At 41.1% G+C, this 20,335-nt stretch carries 16 protein-coding genes; 6 read left to right on the forward strand and 10 right to left on the reverse strand.

The window, feature by feature from the left end; genetic code table 11:
* Nucleotides 1-65 precede the first annotated feature (65 nt).
* From ftsX to prfB, 3 genes are all read right to left on the reverse strand, one after another.
* Nucleotides 66-992 carry a permease-like cell division protein FtsX gene (ftsX, locus tag NML76_RS09550; RefSeq protein WP_042759907.1) on the reverse strand — a complete coding sequence of 309 codons (927 nt, stop codon included), beginning with the start codon at nt 990-992 and terminating at the stop codon, nt 66-68.
* On the reverse strand, nt 985-1,677 hold the full coding sequence (ftsE, locus tag NML76_RS09555; RefSeq protein WP_003008021.1) for a cell division ATP-binding protein FtsE: 693 nt from the start codon (nt 1,675-1,677) through the stop codon (nt 985-987). Before ftsE ends, ftsX begins: the two co-directional genes overlap by 8 nt.
* A gap of 44 nt (nt 1,678-1,721) precedes the next feature.
* Nucleotides 1,722-2,817, reverse strand: a protein-coding gene (prfB, locus tag NML76_RS09560) for a peptide chain release factor 2 (protein WP_100209015.1) whose coding sequence is annotated in 2 segments (ribosomal slippage) — nt 1,722-2,744 and nt 2,746-2,817 — 1,095 coding nt in all. Because the reading frame shifts where the segments join, the coding sequence is not laid out codon by codon here.
* Between the two features lie 174 nt (nt 2,818-2,991).
* Between prfB and NML76_RS09565 the strand changes: the two genes are divergently transcribed.
* A complete protein-coding gene (locus tag NML76_RS09565; protein WP_254733385.1) occupies nt 2,992-3,849 on the forward strand; it encodes a metallophosphoesterase in 858 nt (285 codons plus the stop codon).
* Between the two features lie 28 nt (nt 3,850-3,877).
* On the opposite strand, the gene NML76_RS09570 is transcribed toward NML76_RS09565, so the two are convergent.
* The 3 genes from NML76_RS09570 to NML76_RS09580 all read right to left on the reverse strand — a co-directional run bounded on the left by NML76_RS09570 (nt 3,878) and on the right by NML76_RS09580 (nt 7,939).
* On the reverse strand, nt 3,878-4,546 hold the full coding sequence (locus NML76_RS09570; RefSeq protein WP_254733386.1) for an MIP/aquaporin family protein: 669 nt from the start codon (nt 4,544-4,546) through the stop codon (nt 3,878-3,880).
* Between the two features lie 121 nt (nt 4,547-4,667).
* A complete protein-coding gene (locus NML76_RS09575; RefSeq protein WP_254733387.1) occupies nt 4,668-7,352 on the reverse strand; it encodes a cation-translocating P-type ATPase in 2,685 nt (894 codons plus the stop codon).
* Between the two features lie 203 nt (nt 7,353-7,555).
* The gene (locus NML76_RS09580; protein WP_049483366.1) at nt 7,556-7,939 is read right to left on the reverse strand and encodes a DUF1934 domain-containing protein; all 384 of its coding nucleotides are present in this window, start codon (nt 7,937-7,939) and stop codon (nt 7,556-7,558) included.
* 115 nt (nt 7,940-8,054) lie between these two features.
* On the opposite strand from NML76_RS09580, the gene NML76_RS09585 reads away from it, so the two are divergent.
* Genes NML76_RS09585 through NML76_RS09600 form a run of 4 tightly spaced genes read left to right on the forward strand, consistent with a single transcriptional unit; the run spans nt 8,055 to nt 12,617 of the window.
* Nucleotides 8,055-9,365, forward strand: coding sequence for an HD domain-containing protein (locus NML76_RS09585; RefSeq protein WP_254733388.1), 1,311 nt, complete (start codon nt 8,055-8,057; stop codon nt 9,363-9,365).
* Nucleotides 9,355-10,161, forward strand: a complete 807-nt coding sequence (yidA, locus tag NML76_RS09590) for a sugar-phosphatase (RefSeq protein ID WP_155173002.1) — start codon at nt 9,355-9,357, stop codon at nt 10,159-10,161. The genes NML76_RS09585 and yidA overlap by 11 nt, the downstream gene beginning before the upstream one ends.
* A 3-nt stretch (nt 10,162-10,164) precedes the next feature.
* On the forward strand, nt 10,165-11,376 hold the full coding sequence (locus NML76_RS09595; RefSeq protein ID WP_254733389.1) for an aminoacyltransferase: 1,212 nt from the start codon (nt 10,165-10,167) through the stop codon (nt 11,374-11,376).
* Nucleotides 11,377-11,381: 5 nt separating this feature from the next.
* Nucleotides 11,382-12,617: an aminoacyltransferase gene (locus NML76_RS09600; RefSeq protein ID WP_254733390.1), complete on the forward strand. Its 1,236-nt coding sequence runs from the start codon at nt 11,382-11,384 to the stop codon at nt 12,615-12,617.
* Nucleotides 12,618-12,700: 83 nt separating this feature from the next.
* Here the strand turns inward: NML76_RS09600 and tpiA are convergent, their stop codons facing one another.
* From tpiA to NML76_RS09620, 4 genes are all read right to left on the reverse strand, one after another.
* Nucleotides 12,701-13,459, reverse strand: coding sequence for a triose-phosphate isomerase (gene tpiA / locus NML76_RS09605; protein WP_003008052.1), 759 nt, complete (start codon nt 13,457-13,459; stop codon nt 12,701-12,703).
* Nucleotides 13,460-13,622: 163 nt separating this feature from the next.
* Nucleotides 13,623-14,819, reverse strand: coding sequence for an elongation factor Tu (tuf, locus tag NML76_RS09610; protein ID WP_003008055.1), 1,197 nt, complete (start codon nt 14,817-14,819; stop codon nt 13,623-13,625).
* A gap of 278 nt (nt 14,820-15,097) precedes the next feature.
* Nucleotides 15,098-17,923: a phosphoenolpyruvate carboxylase gene (gene ppc / locus NML76_RS09615; RefSeq protein ID WP_070448794.1), complete on the reverse strand. Its 2,826-nt coding sequence runs from the start codon at nt 17,921-17,923 to the stop codon at nt 15,098-15,100.
* Nucleotides 17,924-17,961: 38 nt separating this feature from the next.
* Nucleotides 17,962-19,203, reverse strand: a complete 1,242-nt coding sequence (locus NML76_RS09620) for an FtsW/RodA/SpoVE family cell cycle protein (RefSeq protein WP_155167515.1) — start codon at nt 19,201-19,203, stop codon at nt 17,962-17,964.
* Nucleotides 19,204-19,452: 249 nt separating this feature from the next.
* Here NML76_RS09620 and NML76_RS09625 point away from each other — a divergent pair, with 249 nt between their 5' ends.
* Entirely contained in the window at nt 19,453-20,328 is an 876-nt protein-coding gene (locus tag NML76_RS09625; protein WP_155169446.1) for a GH25 family lysozyme, read from the forward strand.
* Nucleotides 20,329-20,335: the final 7 nt, after the last annotated feature.

The following is a 20,335-nucleotide window of genomic DNA, read 5'->3' on the forward strand; positions in this document are numbered from 1 at the left end:
TCCTTATCATCCTTCCTGTCCTCATAGAAGTAGACAAAAAAAGCAAGTGCGAACTTGCTTTTTTATTATATCTTAAGAAAACGTCTCATGGAGATTGAAGAACCAATCGCCCCAATCAAAATTCCTAATCCAAAGAGGCCACCGACCATGATCGGTACCAAGAGATGAGGACTATAGAGATACAAGTTTTGATCTGCCAAGTTATTGTTCATTGACGTATAGACAACATTATAAACGTAGAAGACCAAAGCTGAAGGAACCAAGGCTCCCAAGAGACCGATCCAAGCACCTTCTAAAAGGAATGGTGCACGAATATAGCCATTTTTTGCTCCTACCAGTCGCATAATCTTAATCTCACGACTACGTGAAATGATGGTAATCCGAATGGTATTTGAAATCAAGAAGACTGCGATGAAGATCAATAAAGCTACACCAATCAAGCCCCAGTTTCGGATGAAGGTTCCAAGAGCAAACAAGCGTTGGGTATCGACCCCACCATCTTTAACCTCAGAAACTCCTTCAATTTTTTTAGCATCTGCTGAGACTTGCTTCACATATTTTGGAGCAGTCGTCTCTACATAATAAGCATCATAGAGAGGATTGGCATCTCCATCAAAAATCTTCCAGTTGTTCCCAGCCGTTTTGATCAGTTTATCATACTGTTCTTCCTTGCTAGAAAAATCAACCTTGTCGACATGCTTCATGGCTGTCAGAGCATCGTAGACCTTATGGTAGTTTTCATTGGTCACGGTTTGACCGTCTTTTTCAATCTGCTCGCTCTGATCTTGAATATCCTTGCGCATGTATACTACAACCCGCACACTGTTTTGAATATCATCTGAAAGCTTAATGGTATTGGCAATAACTGAGGCGAAAATAGCAACCAAGCTAAGGGTAATCATAACCGAGCTGACCGCTGCAATCGTCATCCAACCATTTCGTTTCAAGCTTTTAAGCGATTCGATTAAGTGTCGGAAAAATCTTCTAATCATCGTATCCGTACTCTCCTTCCGCTTCATCACGCACTACACGACCATTTTCAATCGCGATGACACGGTGACGTAAAGTATTTACAATCTGGCTATTGTGGGTCGCCATCAATACCGTTGTCCCTTGCAGATTAATCCGCTCCAAAAGATTCATGATTTCCCATGAATTATCTGGGTCCAAGTTCCCCGTTGGCTCATCCGCAATCAAGACTTTCGGATTGTTGACGATCGCACGAGCAATCGCAATCCGTTGTTGCTCCCCACCGGACAATTCATTTGGGAATGAGCGGACCTTGTGTTTCAACCCAACAAGATCCAAAACTTCCATAACACGCTTTTTAATATTGCGACGGCGCTCACCGATAACTTGCATAGCGTAGGCAATATTTTCATAAACGGTTTTCTTTGGAAGCAATTTATAATCTTGGAAGACCACTCCTACATTGCGTCGCAACATAGGAATATCGCGTTTTTTGATTTTATCCAAATCAAAATCAGCCACTTTTAAGCTTCCTTTATCGTGTTTAACTTCACGGTATAAAAGTCGAATAAAGGTCGACTTCCCTGCACCAGAAGGTCCTACGATGTAGGCAAATTCTCCTGGTTCAATTTGGACAGAGACCCCGCGAAGGGCCGTCGTCCCGTTGTCATACTTTTTGACAACATCTTTCATTTCAATCATTGACATGTAATGAAATTCCTTTCATTCTTTTCTGGTTGATTCCCTCGAGGTTATTGGAGACGCCATTTAAGGTAGGCATCGATAAAGCCATCGATATCTCCATCCATCACCTTGTCCACCTGCGCTACTTCGTAGTTGGTCCGGTGATCCTTAACCATGGTGTAAGGGGTAAAAACATAGGAGCGGATTTGACTTCCCCAGGTGATTTCTTTTTTATCCCCTTTTAGAGAATCCACTTCTGCTGCTTTTTTCTCTTGCTCTAATTGGTAGAGTTTAGCTTGCAACATCTTCATCGCACGATCACGGTTCCCGTATTGGGTCCGATCCACGGTGGACGCCACTACAATCCCTGTCGGAATGTGGGTCAAGCGCACCCCTGTAGAAACCTTGTTGACGTTTTGTCCACCAGCTCCACCAGAGCGGAAGGTGTCCATCTTGATATCATCATCACGAACTTCGACTTCGATGGTATCGTCTAATTCGGGCATGACCTCAACAGATGTAAAGGAGGTATGACGACGTTTAGCGGAGTCAAATGGAGAGATCCGAACCAAACGGTGTACCCCCATTTCAGATTTCAGAAGACCATATGCATGTGGCCCTTCAAAGGATAGAGTCACAGACTTGATCCCAGCCTCATCTCCAGCCTGATAGTCCAAGACTTCAACTTTAAAGCCGTGAGCATTTCCAAAACGAGTATACATCCGAAGAAGCATGTCGCCCCAGTCCTGAGCCTCTGTCCCTCCTGAACCTGGGTGGATTTCTAGGATGGCATTATTATTGTCATAGGGTTCAGACAATAGCAAGGTCATCTCATAGCTGGTCATACGTTTATCCAGCTCCTCCAACTTCTCGATCAATTCTTCCTTGACCGAATCGTCTTCTGCCAAAAAGTCCAGTAAGATTTCTGACTCATCAAATAGATCCACCATTTGATGGAAATTTTCATAGGTCTGCTTGAGTTCATTTAATTCTTGAGATGTTTTTTGCGCAGCAATGTTATCATCCCAAAAATCAGGTTCTGTCATTTTATTTTCTAAAATGGCAATTTCTTCTTCCAATGCCTCTAAGTCAAAGAGACCCCCTGAAAGAAGCTAATTTTTCACGATTTGCGTCAATTTTTTGACGAATTTCTGAAATGTCCATAAGTACCTCTTTCTATGTATCTAGTCTATTATATCATAACCTTCACTATTTGCCCACCTTCCAATATTGGGTCTGCTGGTTGACCACTGCCAAGCCAGCTAATTTTCAACATTTTTCCATTCATTTGTAACCTAATTGTTAGAAAAAAAGATCCTCTTATGCTAGACTGGTAGCATGACAACAGTAGCTTTTATGTCCGATTTACATATTGATTCAAACAACTTCGGCAAAGACGAAATAGAGACCCTGATCACTCTTTTCAAGGACAAAAAAATTCAACATCTCCATATTGCAGGAGATATTGCCAACGGCTTTGAAAAGAGGTCACAGGAATTTTTAGACCAACTCCAATGTCACCTTCCAGTGACCTTTAGCCTAGGAAATCATGATATGCTGGGCCTATCAGAAGAAGCCATGAGACCTTTTGAATTTCAAAAGATTCCCTTCTCCAATCATACGCTTCTTGCCTTTTCGGGCTGGTATGACTACAGTTTTGTTCCTGCCATCTCTCCCCAAAAACATCTCCAAACCAAAAATCTATTTTGGTTTGACAGACGCCTCCAACGAATGGGATCTGATCCAGCCATTACCCAACGTCTGTTGCAAGAGCTGGAACAAGAGCTCATGCGAGTAGACCAACCCCTGATCATCGCCATGCACTTTGTTCCTCATAGTCAGTTTCTCCTGCGCCACCCTTATTTTGAACGCTTTAATGCTTTTCTAGGGAGCCAAGCCTTTCATGAGCTCTTTAGACAATATCCTGTCAGAGAGGTGATTTTTGGTCATAGCCACCACCGAATGCCAGCGACAACGATTGACACCATCACCTATCATGCCAGACCTTTAGGCTATGTCCGAGAATGGGAGCTCTGCAAACAATTTTTCGAAGCTTTTCCTGAATATGATTTTCCAAAACGATACGATCCTTACAAACGCTATCGCAGAATCAAAGACCTCCCCGAATTTAAAGCATACAAGAAAAAACAGCTCGCTCATGAATTTTCTCAAGCCATGACGATCCTTAAACTATAAAAAAATTGGTTCCTTCGGAACCAATTTTTTACTCTTCTGTATCCAAGAGATTTTTTGCAACGATTGCAGCTAGAACACCACCGACAATTGGAGCCAAGATAAAGATCCAAATTTGTTGAAGGGCTGCACCACCAACAAAGAGGGCAGGTGCCAAGCTACGAGCTGGGTTAACAGAAAGTCCTGTAATGTTCAAACCAACAAGAATAATCAAAGTCAAGCTCAAACCGATTACAAGACCAGCGATTTTCCCATTACCTTTGGTAGCTGATGTCACAGTCATGATGACCAAAATAAAGATAAAGGAAGCAATTACTTCAAACAAGAATCCGCCAAATGGAGTCACACCCTTCGCTAGGGCATTTTCACCAAGACTAGCTGTTGACATATCTGAATTTGACAAGAGGAAGAGAACTGTTGCAGATGCGAGAACCGCCCCCACTACTTGCGCTGCAATATAATTAATCAAGTCCTTTGAAGACAAACGTTTGTTCACAAACATGGCAATCGAAACAGCTGGGTTCAAGTGGGCACCAGAAACAGTCCCAATTGAGTAAGCTGCTGCAACAATGGATAAACCGAATGCCAAGGCAATTCCTAAATGTCCCAGACCTTCTGTTCCATTTCCAAAAACAACTGCGCCAGTCCCGATAAAGACAAGCATAAATGTGCCGATTACTTCAGCAAAAAACTTTTTCATAACTAAGTTTCCTTTCTTCAAACTGTTGACTAGTTTATCAAAAATCCACACGTACCTCAAGAAATATGCCCAGTCTATTTTGCCCGCAAAAAAAGCCATCCGAAGATGACTTTTTTTATGCTTAAATGGCATTTTTATCTTTTCCAAGTGCACGTTGAACGGCTTTGACAATCTCAACGAGAACAACAATCAAGAGCGAACCAATCATAACTGCTAACCATTGTGTCAAACTCAAATGAGAGACATGGAAGAGTTTGTTAAATCCAGGGACAATGATGGTCGCCATCAAGAGAACAAAGGCAACTGGAATCGACCAGTTAAAGGTCTTGTTCTTGAAGAGTCCCACTTTAAAGATCGATTGGTAAACCGATTTAACGTTAAAGGCATGGAGCAATTGGATCAAACCAAGAGTTGCAAAAGCCATAGTCAAAGCGTCTGCATGGATTTCGGCACGAGTCGCATGTTCTGGATAGAGTAAGGCCCAGCCATAAACACCAAGAACCAGCATGGTTTGGAAGACACCTTGATAAAGAATAGCTCCGAAGACTCCGCCATCAAAGAAGTTGGATTTACGTCCACGAGGTTTGTGGGTCATGACACCTGGCTCAGCTGGTTCCACACCAAGAGCGATGGCTGGAAGAGTATCGGTAACCAGGTTAATCCAGAGAAGATGTACTGGTTGAAGAACATCCCATCCAAAGAGGGTTGCAAAGAAGATGGTGAAGACTTCAGCCATATTGGCAGACAAGAGGTATTGGATAGATTTTTGGATATTTGAGAAGACCTTACGTCCTTCTTCTACCGCTACGATAATGGTTGCAAAGTTATCATCTGCAAGGACCATGTCTGAAGCTCCCTTAGAAACTTCTGTACCAGTGATCCCCATACCGATACCGATATCAGCTGTCTTAAGTGATGGCGCATCGTTGACTCCGTCACCTGTCATGGCAACAACTTTACCTTCTTTTTGCCATGCTTTTACGATCCGAACCTTGTGTTCAGGTGATACACGAGCATAAACAGAGTATTGTTTGAAGACCTTTTGGAATTCTTCATCAGAGAGTTCATTCAACTCAGCTCCTGTAAAGACGTGATCTTCTGTGTCATTTGGATCGATGATACCGAGACGTTTGGCAATGGCTTCAGCTGTATCTTGGTGGTCACCCGTGATCATGATTGGACGGATACCTGCTTCCTTAGCGACACGAACAGCTTCTGCTGCTTCTGGACGCTCAGGGTCAATCATGCCGACCAAACCAGAGAAGATCAGGTCAGACTCAACAATTTCAGATTCCAAGGTAGGGATTTCGTTGCTTGTCTTATAAGCCATCATCAAGACACGAAGGGCTTGTTTAGCCAAGTCTTTGTTGGTAGCAAGGATAGCTTTCTTATCTTCATCTGTGATAGGACGAACTTCCCCATTGACTTCAATACGTGTCACACGTTTGAGCAATTGGTCAGGAGCCCCCTTGACAGCGATAAAGTAAGAACCGTCTGCTTCCTTATGGATCGTAGACATAAGTTTACGTTCTGAGTCAAATGGCAATTCTGCCACACGTGGCTCATCCTTCAAAATTTCGCGAACATCAAAATTGTGATCCAAACCAAACTGTACCAAAGCAGTCTCTGTTGGGTCCCCAATCAACTTGCCAGATGGGTCCACCTTAGTATCATTGGCAAAGTTCATGATACGAAGGGTATTGTTGCTAGCAGCAATCTCAGCTGCTGAGCTTTGCAATTGACCGTTGGTGTAGACCTTCTCAACAGTCATTTGGTTCATAGTCAAAGTACCTGTTTTATCAGATGCGATGATTTCTGTTGAACCAAGAGTTTCAACCGCTGGTAATTTACGAACAATCGAATTGCGTTTGGCAAGGGTTGTAGTTCCCAAAGATAGAACGATAGTTACAATGGCAGGAAGTCCTTCTGGAATGGCCGCAACCGCAAGGGCTACCGCAACCATCAAGCCTTCTAATGGATGCTCTCCACGAACGAAGACACCAACTAAGAAAGTAATGACCGCAATCACAACAATTAAGTAAGTCAAGGCTTTAGATAATTGTTCCAAGCTTTGCTTCAATGGTGTTTCAGTCTCATCGGCATTAGCCAACATATCTGCAATCTTACCAACTTCTGTATACATACCAGTGTTTGTTACGACACCAATACCACGACCATAAGTTACATTTGAGTTTTGGTAACCCATATTGACACGGTCTCCGATACCAGCATCTGCTTCAACAAGTCCTGTCACATCTTTTTCAACTGGCACAGACTCCCCTGTAAGAGCTGCTTCTTCAATTTTAAGAGAAGCTGCTTCAAACAAACGCATATCTGCAGGCACGACATCTCCCGCTTCAAGCAAGACGATATCTCCGGGTACCAATTCTTTTGAGTCAATCTCAATAACATGGCCATCACGACGAACACGAGCCATGGGGCTAGACATATTTTTCAGAGCTTCAATGGCTGCTTCTGCTTGCCCTTCTTGGTAAACCCCAAAGGCAGCATTCAAGACAACAACGGCCAAGATGATCATGGCATCCGTTAGACCGTCCATTCCTTCTGTAATCACAGAAAGTGCCGCTGCCACAAGCAAGATGATAATCATCAAATCCTTAAATTGATCAAGGAATTTAGCTAGTAGGCTACGTTTTTCACCCTCTTCCAACTCATTACGACCATAATTCGCTAAGCGTTCTTGAGCCTGGGCGGTTGACAAACCTTCGACAGATGAATCCAAGTTCTTTAGGACTTCCTCAGAAGATTGCGTGTAAAACAAATCTTTATTTTGTTCTTTTGACAAAACAGTCTCCTCCTTTTTGGCCTCTTTTTACAAAAAAAGAGACCTGTTTTTTAAAAAAACAAGTCTCGCTGTTTAATATAGTGCCGGAAATAATTCGTAATGACGACACTATCGCGGAAAACCGCCAGCTACTCCCTTGAGTGGTTTTATTATACCATTTTTATAGAATAAAGCAAGCGGGATCTCTAATAATTTAATGAGGTCTATTCTTCCCATTCCACCAGTAATTGATAATTAGCAAATTCCTGTTCTCCATCGAGAGTTAACAAGCGATAAGAGACTTTCAAATGACCTGCTTCTAATTGAAAGAGGTCTGTTGTAATCAAAAACTGCTGAATGCCCATCGGAGTTGGGATGATTGCCCCACCATCTTCATTTTTGTAGAAACGCATGATGGATTTAGGACTTGAGAATCGTGTCATGACCAATTCATCATTGGAAAATTTCAAAGCAACCTTTTCATCTTCTTCATTGGTATACAAGAGATATTGAAAACCTGCTTTTTCCTTCCATTCACCTTGATAGTACTGATCAACAATTTCCATTTCTTCTCCAAATCGAATGGTATTTTGAATGCGAATCTGCATCTTTGTCTCCTTCTCTTCTTTTCTTGCCTTACTATTCTATCAAATTTTACGCATTTTGACTGCCCCTATTAGCCTCTATATCGCAAAATAGGCTTTTTTTTGCTATAATAGACCCATGAATGAAAAAGTCTTTCGCGATCCCGTGCATGATTACGTTCATGTGGATCATCCCATCATTTATCAATTAATTAATAGTAAAGAATTTCAACGACTACGCCGCATCAAACAACTGGGGACATCTGGTTTTACCTTCCACGGTGGGGAGCATAGTCGTTTTTCTCACTGTCTTGGCGCCTATGAAATTTCAAGACGCATTCTGTCCATTTTTGAGGAAAAGTATGCAGAGCAATGGAACTCTGATGAAAACTTACTGACCATGACAGCCGCTCTTCTTCATGACATCGGACATGGTGCCTATTCTCATACCTTCGAAGGACTCTTTGGGACCGATCATGAAAAAATGACCCAGCTGATCATCACCAGTCCAGAGACGGAGGTCAATCAGATCCTCTTACAAGTGGCACCTGATTTCCCAAATCGTGTTGCCAGCGTCATTGATCATACCTATCCCAATAAACAAGTGGTGCAATTGATTTCTAGTCAAATTGATGTGGACCGAATGGATTATTTACTACGGGATGCCTACTTTACGGGTGCTTCCTATGGAAAATTTGACTTGACCCGTATTTTGCGCGTCATTCGACCGATTGAAAATGGCATTGCCTTCCAACAAAATGGCATGCACGCTGTCGAGGATTATGTGGTCAGCCGTTACCAAATGTATATGCAGGTCTACTTCCACCCGGCTACTCGTGCCATGGAAGTCCTCCTTCAAAATCTACTCAAGCGCGCTAGAACCATTTATCCAGATCAAAAAGAGTATTTTCAATTGACTTCACCTCGCTTGATCCCATTTTTTGAAGAAGAGATCACTATCCAAGACTACCTAAATCTAGATGACGGTGTGATGAATACCTATTTCCAAGTCTGGATGGATAGTCCGGATACCATCTTGTCTGATCTTGCTCAGCGCTATATTAATCGGAAAGTCTTCAAATCGATTCTATTTACAGAAGATAAGCGAAAAGACTTAGCAATCCTTGAAAAACTGATCAAAGAGGTTGGGTTTAATCCAACCTACTACACAGCTATTCATCAAAATTTTGACCTGCCCTACGATATTTATCGACCAGAGCTTGAAAAACCGCGGACCCAGATCGAGATGATCCGAAAAGATGGGAGTCTCGCTGAATTGTCTCAGTTGTCTCCACTCGTCGCTGCTTTAGCAGGAACTCGCTATGGAGACAACCGCTTCTATTTCCCAAAAGAAATGCTGGAGGTTAATGGACTTTTCAGTAAGCAAGTAGAGGAATTCACTTCCTATATCACCAATGATTATTTTACAGGAGAGACGGATGTCCATTAAATTAGTGGCGATCGATATCGACGGTACACTTCTCAATTCAAAAAAAGAGATCACACCTTCCGTATTTGAAGCCATTCAAGACGCTAAAGCCGCAGGCGTTAAAATCGTGATCACAACCGGTCGTCCTATCGCAGGGGTCTCAAAACTTTTAAAAGAACTCCATTTGATGGATCCTGGAGACTATGTTATTACCTTTAATGGTGGTCTGGTTCAAGAAACCGCTACTGGAAAAGAACTCATCAAGGACCTTTTAGATTATGAGGACTATCTCGATATCGAGTCTCTTGCTAACAAACTCCAAATCCACTCTCATGCTATTACTAAAGACGGCATCTATACCAGCAATCGCGATATCGGACGCTACACCATTCATGAATCTCAACTGGTCAATATGCCCCTTTATTACCGGACGCCTGAAGAAGTTCGAGAGAAAGAATTTGTCAAGGCCATGTATATCGATGAACCAGATATTCTGGATACTGCGATTGCAAAAATCCCAAAAGAATTTCAGGACCGCTTCACCATGGTCAAATCAGCCCCTTTTTATTTAGAAATTCTAGGAAAAACGACCAATAAGGGAGCTGCCCTTCTTCATCTAGCTGAACGACTTGGAATCCAGCAAGATGAAACCATGGCTATCGGAGATGAAGAAAATGACCGTTCCATGCTAGAAGTCGTGGGACATGCTGTCGTTATGGAAAATGGCAATCCAGCTCTTAAAAAAATTGCTACAACTATTACCAAATCAAATGATGAATCTGGCGTTGCATACGCCATTAGAAAGTGGGTATTATAAGAAATGTACCATTACCAGCTAGGAATTTCTGCTAGTGAGCATGACGACTTTGTTATTCAGAGTGACCAAACCAATCTCTTACAAAGCAGCTCATGGGCAAAAATCAAAGATAATTGGGGAAATGAACGGGTTGGTTTTTATCAAGAAGACCAATTAGTCGCTGTTGCAAGCATCTTGATTCAACCCCTGCCACTTGGCTTTTCCATGCTCTACATTCCTCGAGGCCCAATCATGGATTACCAAAACAAAGAGCTGGTTTCATATGTGATCCAGTCCCTTAAAAAGATAGCCAAACAATACAAAGCCTTATTTGTGAAGTTTGATCCAAGTCTTTTCTTGAGTAAACAATTGATTGGACAAGAAAATACGGAAACCACTGATGTACAAGCGGTCATCGACACCTTAACTAAAGAAGGGGTTGAATGGACTGGCCGAACCAGTGATATGGCAGAAAATATCCAACCACGCTTTCAAGCGAATATCCACATAGAGTTTTTCACTGAGCAAGATCTTTCAAAATCTACTCGACAAGCCATCCGAACCGCTCGAAACAAAGGGATCCAAGTTCAATTTGGTGGGACTGAATTGTTAGAGGACTTTGCTTCTCTCATGAAAAAGACTGAGGCACGTAAAAGCATTCATTTGCGTGGAAAAGACTACTACGAAAAACTACTCACAACCTACCAAGGAAAATCCTACATTACTTTATCTACTCTAGATCTCGAGAAACGGAAAAGCTCCCTTATAAAAGATCTTGAAAAAAACAAGGCAGAGGCTGAAAAATTCACAGAAAAAACAAAGCCTGGCAAGGTTGAGAATAATCAAAAAGAAAAAGAGCGGATAGAGGAAGAACTGCAATTTCTTGAACAGCATCTCCAAGCAGGTAGACAGGTTGTTCCTTTATCTGGGACCTTAACCCTTGAATTCGGTGGGACGTCTGAAAATGTTTATGCAGGCATGGATGAAGAATTCCGCCGTTACCAACCTGCTATCCTCACCTGGTATGAAACTGCCCAACACGCTTTTGATCGTGGTGCTTCTTGGCAAAATATGGGGGGCATTGAAAATTCACTCGATGGTGGTCTCTATCATTTCAAATCTAAATTTAATCCTGTCATTGAAGAATTTGTTGGGGAATTTAACCTCCCAATCAGTCCACTCTATCCACTTGTAAACAAAGTCTACAAGATCCGGAAAAAATTAAGGAGTAAATAAGTTACATGACTCTTACGACAATTTCAAAAGAAGAATTTACCTCATTTGCAAATACTGTCTCCCATCGCTCTTTTATCCAGTCTGCTGAAATGGCAGATCTGCTTGAAAAGCGAGGAAACACGGTCCAATTTATCGCTTGGAAACAAGAAGATCAATTCCAAGTGGCAGCGATCTTGTACAGTCTTCCTATGACAGGTGGTCTCCATATGGAAATCAATTCTGGCCCCCTTTACCAAGAGGAGGCTATGCTAGAACCCTTCTATGCAGCCTTAAAAGACTATGCGAAAGAAAATGGGGCTATTGAACTCGTTATTAAGCCCTATGATACCTATCAAACCTTTGACAGTGACGGAAATCCAACCAGTGAAGAGCAAACCCATTTTATGGATACCCTTAAAAACTTGGGCTATCAGCATGATGGTTTAACAACAGGTTATCCAGGTGGAGAAGGTGATTGGCATTATGTGAAAGATATGGAGGGCATCACCGAAAAAAATCTTCTCAAGAGCTTCAGTAAAAAAGGAAAGCCACTTGTCAAGAAAGCCAAATCTTTCGGTATTGAACTGAAACGATTAAACCGAGATGAACTGCAACTCTTTAAGGATATTACTTCCTCTACCAGTGACCGTCGCGACTATCAGGATAAGACCTTGGATTATTACCAAACTTTCTATGACAGTTTTGGCGACAATGCAGATTTCATGATCGCAACACTGAACTTCCACCATTACTACACGAATCTTGAAAAAGACCAAGGAAAACTAGCACAGAAGATTGAGAAATTACAGAAAGATCTTGAAGTCAACCCACATTCAGAGAAAAAACAAAATCAACTTCGTGAATTCTCTAGCCAGTTTGATACCTTTGAGGTGAGAAAGAAGGAAGCGAAAGAATATATAGAAAAATATGGAGATCAAGACGTCATTCTTGCAGGAAGCCTCTTCGTCTATATGCCACAAGAATCCACCTATTTATTCAGTGGCTCTTATACAGAATTTAATAAGTTCTATGCTCCTGCTGTTCTCCAAGAATATATGATGCTTGAAACCATCAAACGTGGTATCCCAAGATATAACTTTCTTGGTATTCAAGGAATCTTCGACGGGTCAGACGGTGTTCTTCGTTTCAAACAAAACTTCAACGGCTACATCGTCCGTAAGATGGGGACCTTCCGTTATTACCCAAATCCTCTGAAATACAAACTGATTTCTCTCATTAAGAAACTATTAGGACGTTCCTAACTCAAAAGACCAGCTTTGAAGCTGGTCTTTTCTACTATAAAAAAGACAAAAAAGACGAGAAATCTCTCGCCTTTTAGATGTTATTATTTAACGAAGTCAAGCAATGCCAAGAAGCTTTCTGGATCAAGTGATGCACCACCCACAAGAGCTCCGTCAACGTCTGGACAAGCCATGTATTCAGCAACGTTTTCAGGTTTAACTGAACCACCGTATTGAACACGTACTTTATCAGCCACTTCTTGACCAAAGTCAGCAGCTACAACGTCACGAACAACTTTACACATTTTTTGTGCGTCGTCTTGTGAAGCTGATTTACCAGTACCGATCGCCCAGATTGGTTCGTATGCGATAACTGTTGAAGCTACTTGTTCGGCAGTCAATCCAGCAAGAGCAGCTGAAACTTGAGCCCCTACGAATTCTGCTGCTTTACCAGCTTCGTAAGTTTCAAGGCTTTCACCACAACAGATGATTGGAAGCATACCATTCGCAAAGATTGCTTTTGCTTTTTTGTTGATATCTTCATCAGTTTCATGGAAGTAGTCACGACGTTCTGAGTGACCGATAACAACGTAGTCAGTACCGATTTCTTTCAAAACTTGTGGGCTAGTTTCACCAGTGAAGGCACCAGCATTTTCAAAGTAAGTGTTTTGGGCAGCAACTTTAAGGTTTGAACCTTTAGCAGCAGCAAGTACAGCTGTCAAGTCAACTGCAGGAGCTGCGATACCAGCTTCAACAAGGTCAGCTGAAGGAAGTTTTGATGCTACAGCTTCAACGAATGCTTTTGCTTCTTCTGGATTTTTGTTCATTTTCCAGTTACCAGCGATAAATGGTTTACGTGACATTTCACATACCTCTTTTTTCTAATTTTATACTACTATTTTACCATAATTTTCGTCATAATGAAAGGTTGCACAAGCTCATTTTACTTTTTACCAAAATAAAAACCCCGTCTTCACGGGGTTTTCTGTCTGTCTATATAATTGTTAATCTGGGAACTAGATCGAATTAAGCTTCGATTTCAGTAACCATACCTGAACCAACAGTACGTCCACCTTCACGGATTGAGAATGTAGTACCTTGTTCAACGGCGATTGGGTGGATCAACTCAACGTCGATAGTCACGTTATCACCAGGCATTACCATTTCAGTTCCAGCTGGAAGTTCGATAGATCCAGTTACGTCAGTTGTACGGAAGTAGAACTGTGGACGGTAGTTGTTGAAGAATGGAGTATGACGTCCACCTTCTTCTTTAGTAAGGATGTAAACTTCACCTTTGAATTTAGTGTGTGGGTTGATTGAACCTGGTTTAGCGATAACTTGTCCACGTTCGATTTCATCACGTTGGATACCACGAAGAAGCACACCAACGTTATCCCCTGCAAGACCTTCGTCAAGTTGTTTACGGAACATTTCAACACCAGTAACAACTGCTTTTTGGATTTCGTCTTTGATACCAACGATTTCGATTTCATCGTTGACACGAACAACACCACGGTCGATACGTCCTGAAGCAACTGTACCACGTCCAGTGATTGAGAATACGTCTTCGACTGGAAGAAGCAATGGTTTGTCAGTATCGCGTTCTGGTTCTGGGATGTACTCATCAACAGTATCCATCAATTCCATGATGATGTCTTCATATTTAGAGTCACCTTCAAGAGCTTTAAGAGCTGAACCTTGGATAACTGGAAGGTCATCACCTGGGAAATCGTATTCTGAAAGAAGGTCACGGATTTCCATTTCAACCAATTCAAGCAATTCTTCATCGTCAACCAAGTCAACTTTGTTCATGAAGACGATCAAGTGTTTAACACCAACCTGACGTGAAAGAAGGATGTGTTCACGTGTTTGTGGCATTGGTCCGTCAGTTGAAGCTACTACAAGGATAGCTCCGTCCATTTGAGCGGCACCAGTGATCATGTTTTTAACGTAGTCCGCGTGTCCTGGAGCGTCGATGTGAGCGTAGTGACGTTTTGCAGTTTCGTACTCAACGTGTGCAGTGTTGATGGTGATACCGCGTTCGCGTTCTTCTGGAGCAGCATCGATAGACGCATAGTCTTTAGGTTGGTTAACTGATGAAGGCAAGCGACGTGCCAAAACAGTTGTGATTGCTGCAGTTAGGGTAGTTTTACCGTGGTCAACGTGTCCGATTGTACCGATGTTAACGTGCGGTTTACTACGATCGTATTTTTCTTTTGCCATTTGAGTAAAAGCCTCCAATAAAATATATTTTATAGATAGACAGTAGGCAATACAGTCTAACTTTCCTTACTATTCTATCGAATTTTAGATAAAATTGCAAGCCTTTTACCTATATTTTCTTAATTATTCCTCTTCTTTTCTTTTATTTTATCAGCTTGCTGAAAGATCCTGATCTAGCTTTGAAAATTCTCATTTTAAATCTTCTATTTAAGCCATTACATACCTTTTGGTCCTTTAATATCAGGGACTAAAAAAATCGGAACAATGTTCCGATTTTTTTAACCTGAATTTCGTAATCCTGTAGCCACTCCATTGATCGTAATATGGATCAGCTTGTCTTGATCGGCTGGTAATTGGCCGGTCCGTTGACGTCGAATCAATTCTAACTGAATATAGTTCAAGACGTTAAAGTACGGCATCCGGTAATCCAAACTTTCTTTCAGATAAGGGTTTTCAGCGAGCAACTCGTCTTGTTCCTCAATCATCAAGATGATGTCCTTAGTCAATTGCCATTCATGTAAGATAATCTGATAGATATTGCGAACTTCTTCTTCTTCACACAATTGGGCGTACTCAAAAGCAATGTCCATGTTGGCTTTGGATAAGACCATGTCCACATTTGACAAGAGAGATTGGAAGAAAGGCCAGTTTTTATACATGTATCGAAGGGTTTCAATATTCTCAGGATCCTCATCGATAAATTCCTTAAAGCTAGAACCTACTCCATACCAACCAGGGAACATTACCCGACTTTGTGACCAAGAGAAGACCCATGGGATAGCACGCAAACCACCGATTTCTGTAATGGTCTTACGAGCAGCAGGACGTGAACCAATATTAAAGCTTGAAATTGCTTTGATCGGACTTGATTCAAAGAAGTAATCATAGAAGTGCTCATTTCCAAAGACCAAATCACGATAGATATCGTAACTGCGATTCACGACTTTATCCATGACTTCCCCGAAACGATCAAACATAGAGAATGGACTCTTTTGTTCGGCAATCATTCGGTTAATGGTTGCAGAGACGAGCATCTCAAGGTTGTAGTAGGCAGCATCTTTATTTCCATATTTATTACCGATCACTTCCCCTTGCTCGGTTAAGCGGATACGGTCATTAATGGATTTCAATGGTTGAGAAGTGATGGCTTCATAAGTAGGACCTCCACCACGACCAACAGTACCACCACGACCATGGAAGAAGGTAATCTTCACTCCAAACTCGTCTCCGATAGCGGTCAATTGTTGTTGGGCTTTAAAGAGGGTCCAACAAGAAGACAAGTATCCACCATCTTTGTTGGAATCAGAGTAACCTAACATAATCTCTTGGTAGTTGTTCTTAGAAGCAATCCAACGTTTGGCAATCGGAAGAGACAAGTAACTTCTCATGGTTTCTTCTGAATGATCCAAATCTTCGATCGTTTCAAACAAAGGCACGATTTGCACACGAGCTTTTTCCGTATCGACTAAGCCCACTTCTTTCAACATCACAGCCAATTCTAACATATCTGACACACTTGTTGCATGGGAGATGATGTTTTGACGAATGACTTCTTCTCCTAAACGATCCTTCAATTCACGTGCCGTTTGGAAAATTGCTAATTCTTTTTCAAGCAGTTCAGATTTTTCAGCATGGGTTGCTGATAAAATACGTGGGTCTTCTAAAAGTTCTTTCAAGAGAACTTGACACTTTTCATCCTCTGATAAATCAGAATAATGGTCATTAATTCCAGCTGATTTCAGCAATTCTGCCACACAGGCTTCATGCACACTCGAATCCTGACGCATATCAATAGAGGCCAGATAGAATCCAAAAACATCGATGGCTTCTAGAAGTTCTGCAAACTCACCAGAAATTAAATACTCTGATTTGTTTTCTAACAAGGAATCTTTGATCTTTTCAAGGTCTTCTTTAAATTCTTGAGCAGAGGCATAAGCTGGAGCTTCTTTCTCAGAAATTTTCTTTAAAGCTCCAGAGATACGATTGCCGATATAGTCAGAAACTGGCCCTTGTTGATGAGCATTTGCTCCCAATAATCTCTCTACCGCATAACGATCTTCTCTAGTTTCCCCCACCATCGTCCATTCTTTTAAATTGACCAAGGTTTGGATCAATTTTGACTGGATATAGTGGAAAGCACGACGGTATGGTTCTTTTTCACGAAAGACGGATGTATCACTTGATAGGGCTGCCATTTCAGCTACTGCTTCACTTGTTTTAGAAAGACTCGTTGAAAGGGAGAAATGACGGTATAATTTAGAAATCTTTTCGATGTAATAGTTCAAAATGACTTCGCTTTGAATAGTTGCTGAACGCTTCAAGGTCTCAGCTGTTACAAACGGATTCCCGTCCCGGTCTCCCCCAATCCACATGCCCATTGTAATCGGACGTGGTTGTTCAAGCTCTAATCCATGCTCTTTTGCCAAGCGTTTGTATTCCAACATTAGGTTTGGAACAGCTTGTAAGAAAGAACTATTGTAATATTCCATGACGTTGGTGATCTCATTAGTAACCTTCAATTTTTTGTCACGAATCATATCCGTTTGCATCATGATTTCGATATTACAACGAAGGTTGTTATACCACTTATTCTCATTCATTAAACCAGCTTTAACATCCCGGTGCTGACGAAGAAGAGCATGAATATGATTGGTTAGATCCAGCATGGTTTTTCGTTGCACTTGAGTTGGATGGGCTGTTAAAACAGGTACAATATTGAGATTTTCAAGAATTTCTTGTGCATCTTCATTTTTCGCAACTTCTTTGATGGTTGAAGAAAGTTTTCCGAGGTATTCACCATCCACGTTATTCAAATGATTGATTTCATAGGCCAAATCGACATCTTCTGAGATGTTAATCAAGAGTGGTAAAATGGCAAAATAACGTGAAATCACTGTCATTTCTTCATTTGTCAATTGTTCCACTATTTGATTTAACTCACGATAGTTCTGTGTTTTTGATAGATCCTTCAACTGCCTAATTTTATCAAAGGTTTCCGGACGAACCAAATTTTTCGTAATATCATCTAATAAATTAGTTAAAATTTCGGCTTCTTCTTTGATAATATCTTTATTTGTGAAGTTCTCTAATTTTTGTAAGACCATTTTTTCTCCTTTTTGAATAGCCATTCAACAATTCCCTTTTAATAATAAGGTTTGATTTTACCTTTTTCTTCAAAAACCATGCCTTCTTGTTCCATCTTAGCCCGTTTTTCACTAGCGTCGATATTCAAAACGAAAGCAATCGCTACGGATAAGACCCATAAGCTATTTCCCCCTTGGGATAAGAAGGGGAAGGTCACTCCTGTAGACGGAATCAAACCAGAAATTCCTCCGATGTTAATGAAGGTTTGCACTAAGATCATCCCACCGATCCCAATGGCCATCATCGAATTAAAAGGATTCTTTGCTCGAATACCGACTAAAATGATCCGAAGAATTAAGAAGAATAGGAGAGCAAGGATCAAGCTAGCTCCAACAAAACCTAATTCTTCAATCACGATCGCAAACACAAAATCTGTGTGCGCTTCTGGTAAGTAACCTTGTTTTTCAATGGAATTTCCAAGCCCCAAGCCAAACCAACCACCATTACTCATGGCATAGTAGGAATTGGCTAATTGGTGACCTGCACCAGACAAGTCATTAAAGGGATTAAAGAAGGCACTAAAACGTTTAGCTACATAACCAAAGACAGGAATTTTAGCAACACGGTCCACACCGATGATCCATATTGAACCAAGGACAATGGTGGATGCTCCAACAACTAAACCAAGTAAAGAGGTAAACCAACGGTAGCCCACTCCACTAGCCGTAATCATGATCAAGACCGTTAAGGCCAAGATCGTCGCATTTCCCAAGTCCGGCATAATCACAACGATTCCAATCAGAATCAAGGTCAGCCAACGCCAATCGTTTAAATTTCTTGGAATCCATTCATTGTGGGTCAAGGCTTGATAATCATAATCGCGTATCTCGTCTTGTCGTTTAGAAAAGATCAAGGCTAGATACCAGACTAAGATCACCTTGAGGTATTCTGCCGGCTGGATACTAAACCCTCCAGGAATGGTCAACCAACCGTGAGCTCCATTGACGGTATCTGTGATAAACCTAGACAGAATCAACAAAATCACTTCAATAAAAATGACAACAGCCAGTACTTTTTTATTTCGAAGGAAATCTAAGCTAAATTTATAAATCAAGGCGATGGTTAGGAGACTTAGGATGAAAAAGAGCCCCTGTGTCCGGACCATCCGAATCGAACTCACTCCACTTTGAATTGCCAAGGCACTTGTTGTCGAATAGACAACAATCAAGCCAATGATGGATAAAATCAAATAGGGAATGAGGATGGAATAATTTAAAAGATGTCTTTTTTCAATTTTCATAATTCACCATATTCCTAATATTCAACCTTCATTATATCATTTTTAAGAAGCAAAACCAAGGAAAGGCCAGAAAAGATTCGGCTTCTTCCCCATTTTCAAGAAATATTCTAATCATTCTTCTTATTTTCATATATTTTTATCCTTTTTCGATGAAAAGATTCCTTTTTTTTTGAAAATAATGGCTGAAATCAGCATCTTTTAAGCATTAAGTTTTGCCTTTTCGTTTTTTTTACGGTAAAATGTTTCTGTATGAGAAAAAGGATAAAACCCGTTGTTCTCTTGGTCTTTTTTATCGGTATCATTTCTTTTCTCGTTCTTTCACGAACGATTGCCGATCTGCAAGCCAGAGAGCGACAAGAAACAACCCAAACGATTCCGAACTCCAATACACCTAAAAAAACAACCACTGCAAGCTCTTCTTCTAAAAAAGAAGAAGACATCAATCCAGAACTGGTTGGCCGCCCGATCATTGATATCTCAGGCTGGCAATTGCCTAGTGAAATTGATTACGATGTCCTTTCCCAAAATGTGGGAGGTGTAATCGTACGTGTCCATAGTGGGGCTCAAGCTAAAAAGGAAAATGCAGCAACCTACTTAAATGGTCTGGATAAATCTTTTAAAACCCATATCCAAGAATTCCAAAAACGAAATATCCCTGTCGCAGTCTATGCTTATGTCGCGGCTAAGGATAAAAAAGAAATGGAAAAAGAAGCAGAGGAATTTTACAAGGCTGCTTCTCCTTACAAACCGACCTACTATTGGTTAGACGTTGAGGAAAAAACCATGAAGGATATGAATGCAGGCGTTGAAGCTTTCCGAGCAAAACTACAAGCTTTGGGTGCAAAAAATATTGGACTCTATATCGGAACTTACTTCATGGAAGAACATAGTATCTCCACTGATAAATTTACGGCTCTTTGGATTCCTACTTATGGATTTGATGATGGCTACTATAATGCTGCACCAGATACCAACACGGAATACGACTTGCATCAATATACCTCTCAAGGGCAATTAAATGGATTCTCACACTACTTGGATCTCAACCAAATTGCTCCGACGCAAGACCAAGAAGCGATTTATCGGAAACTTTTCAAGGTACAAAAAGATAACTCTTCCTCATAGCCTTAAA

Source organism: Streptococcus sp. CF8_Ac1-9 (assembly GCF_024295565.1).
Classification (GTDB): domain Bacteria; phylum Bacillota; class Bacilli; order Lactobacillales; family Streptococcaceae; genus Streptococcus; species Streptococcus parasanguinis_X.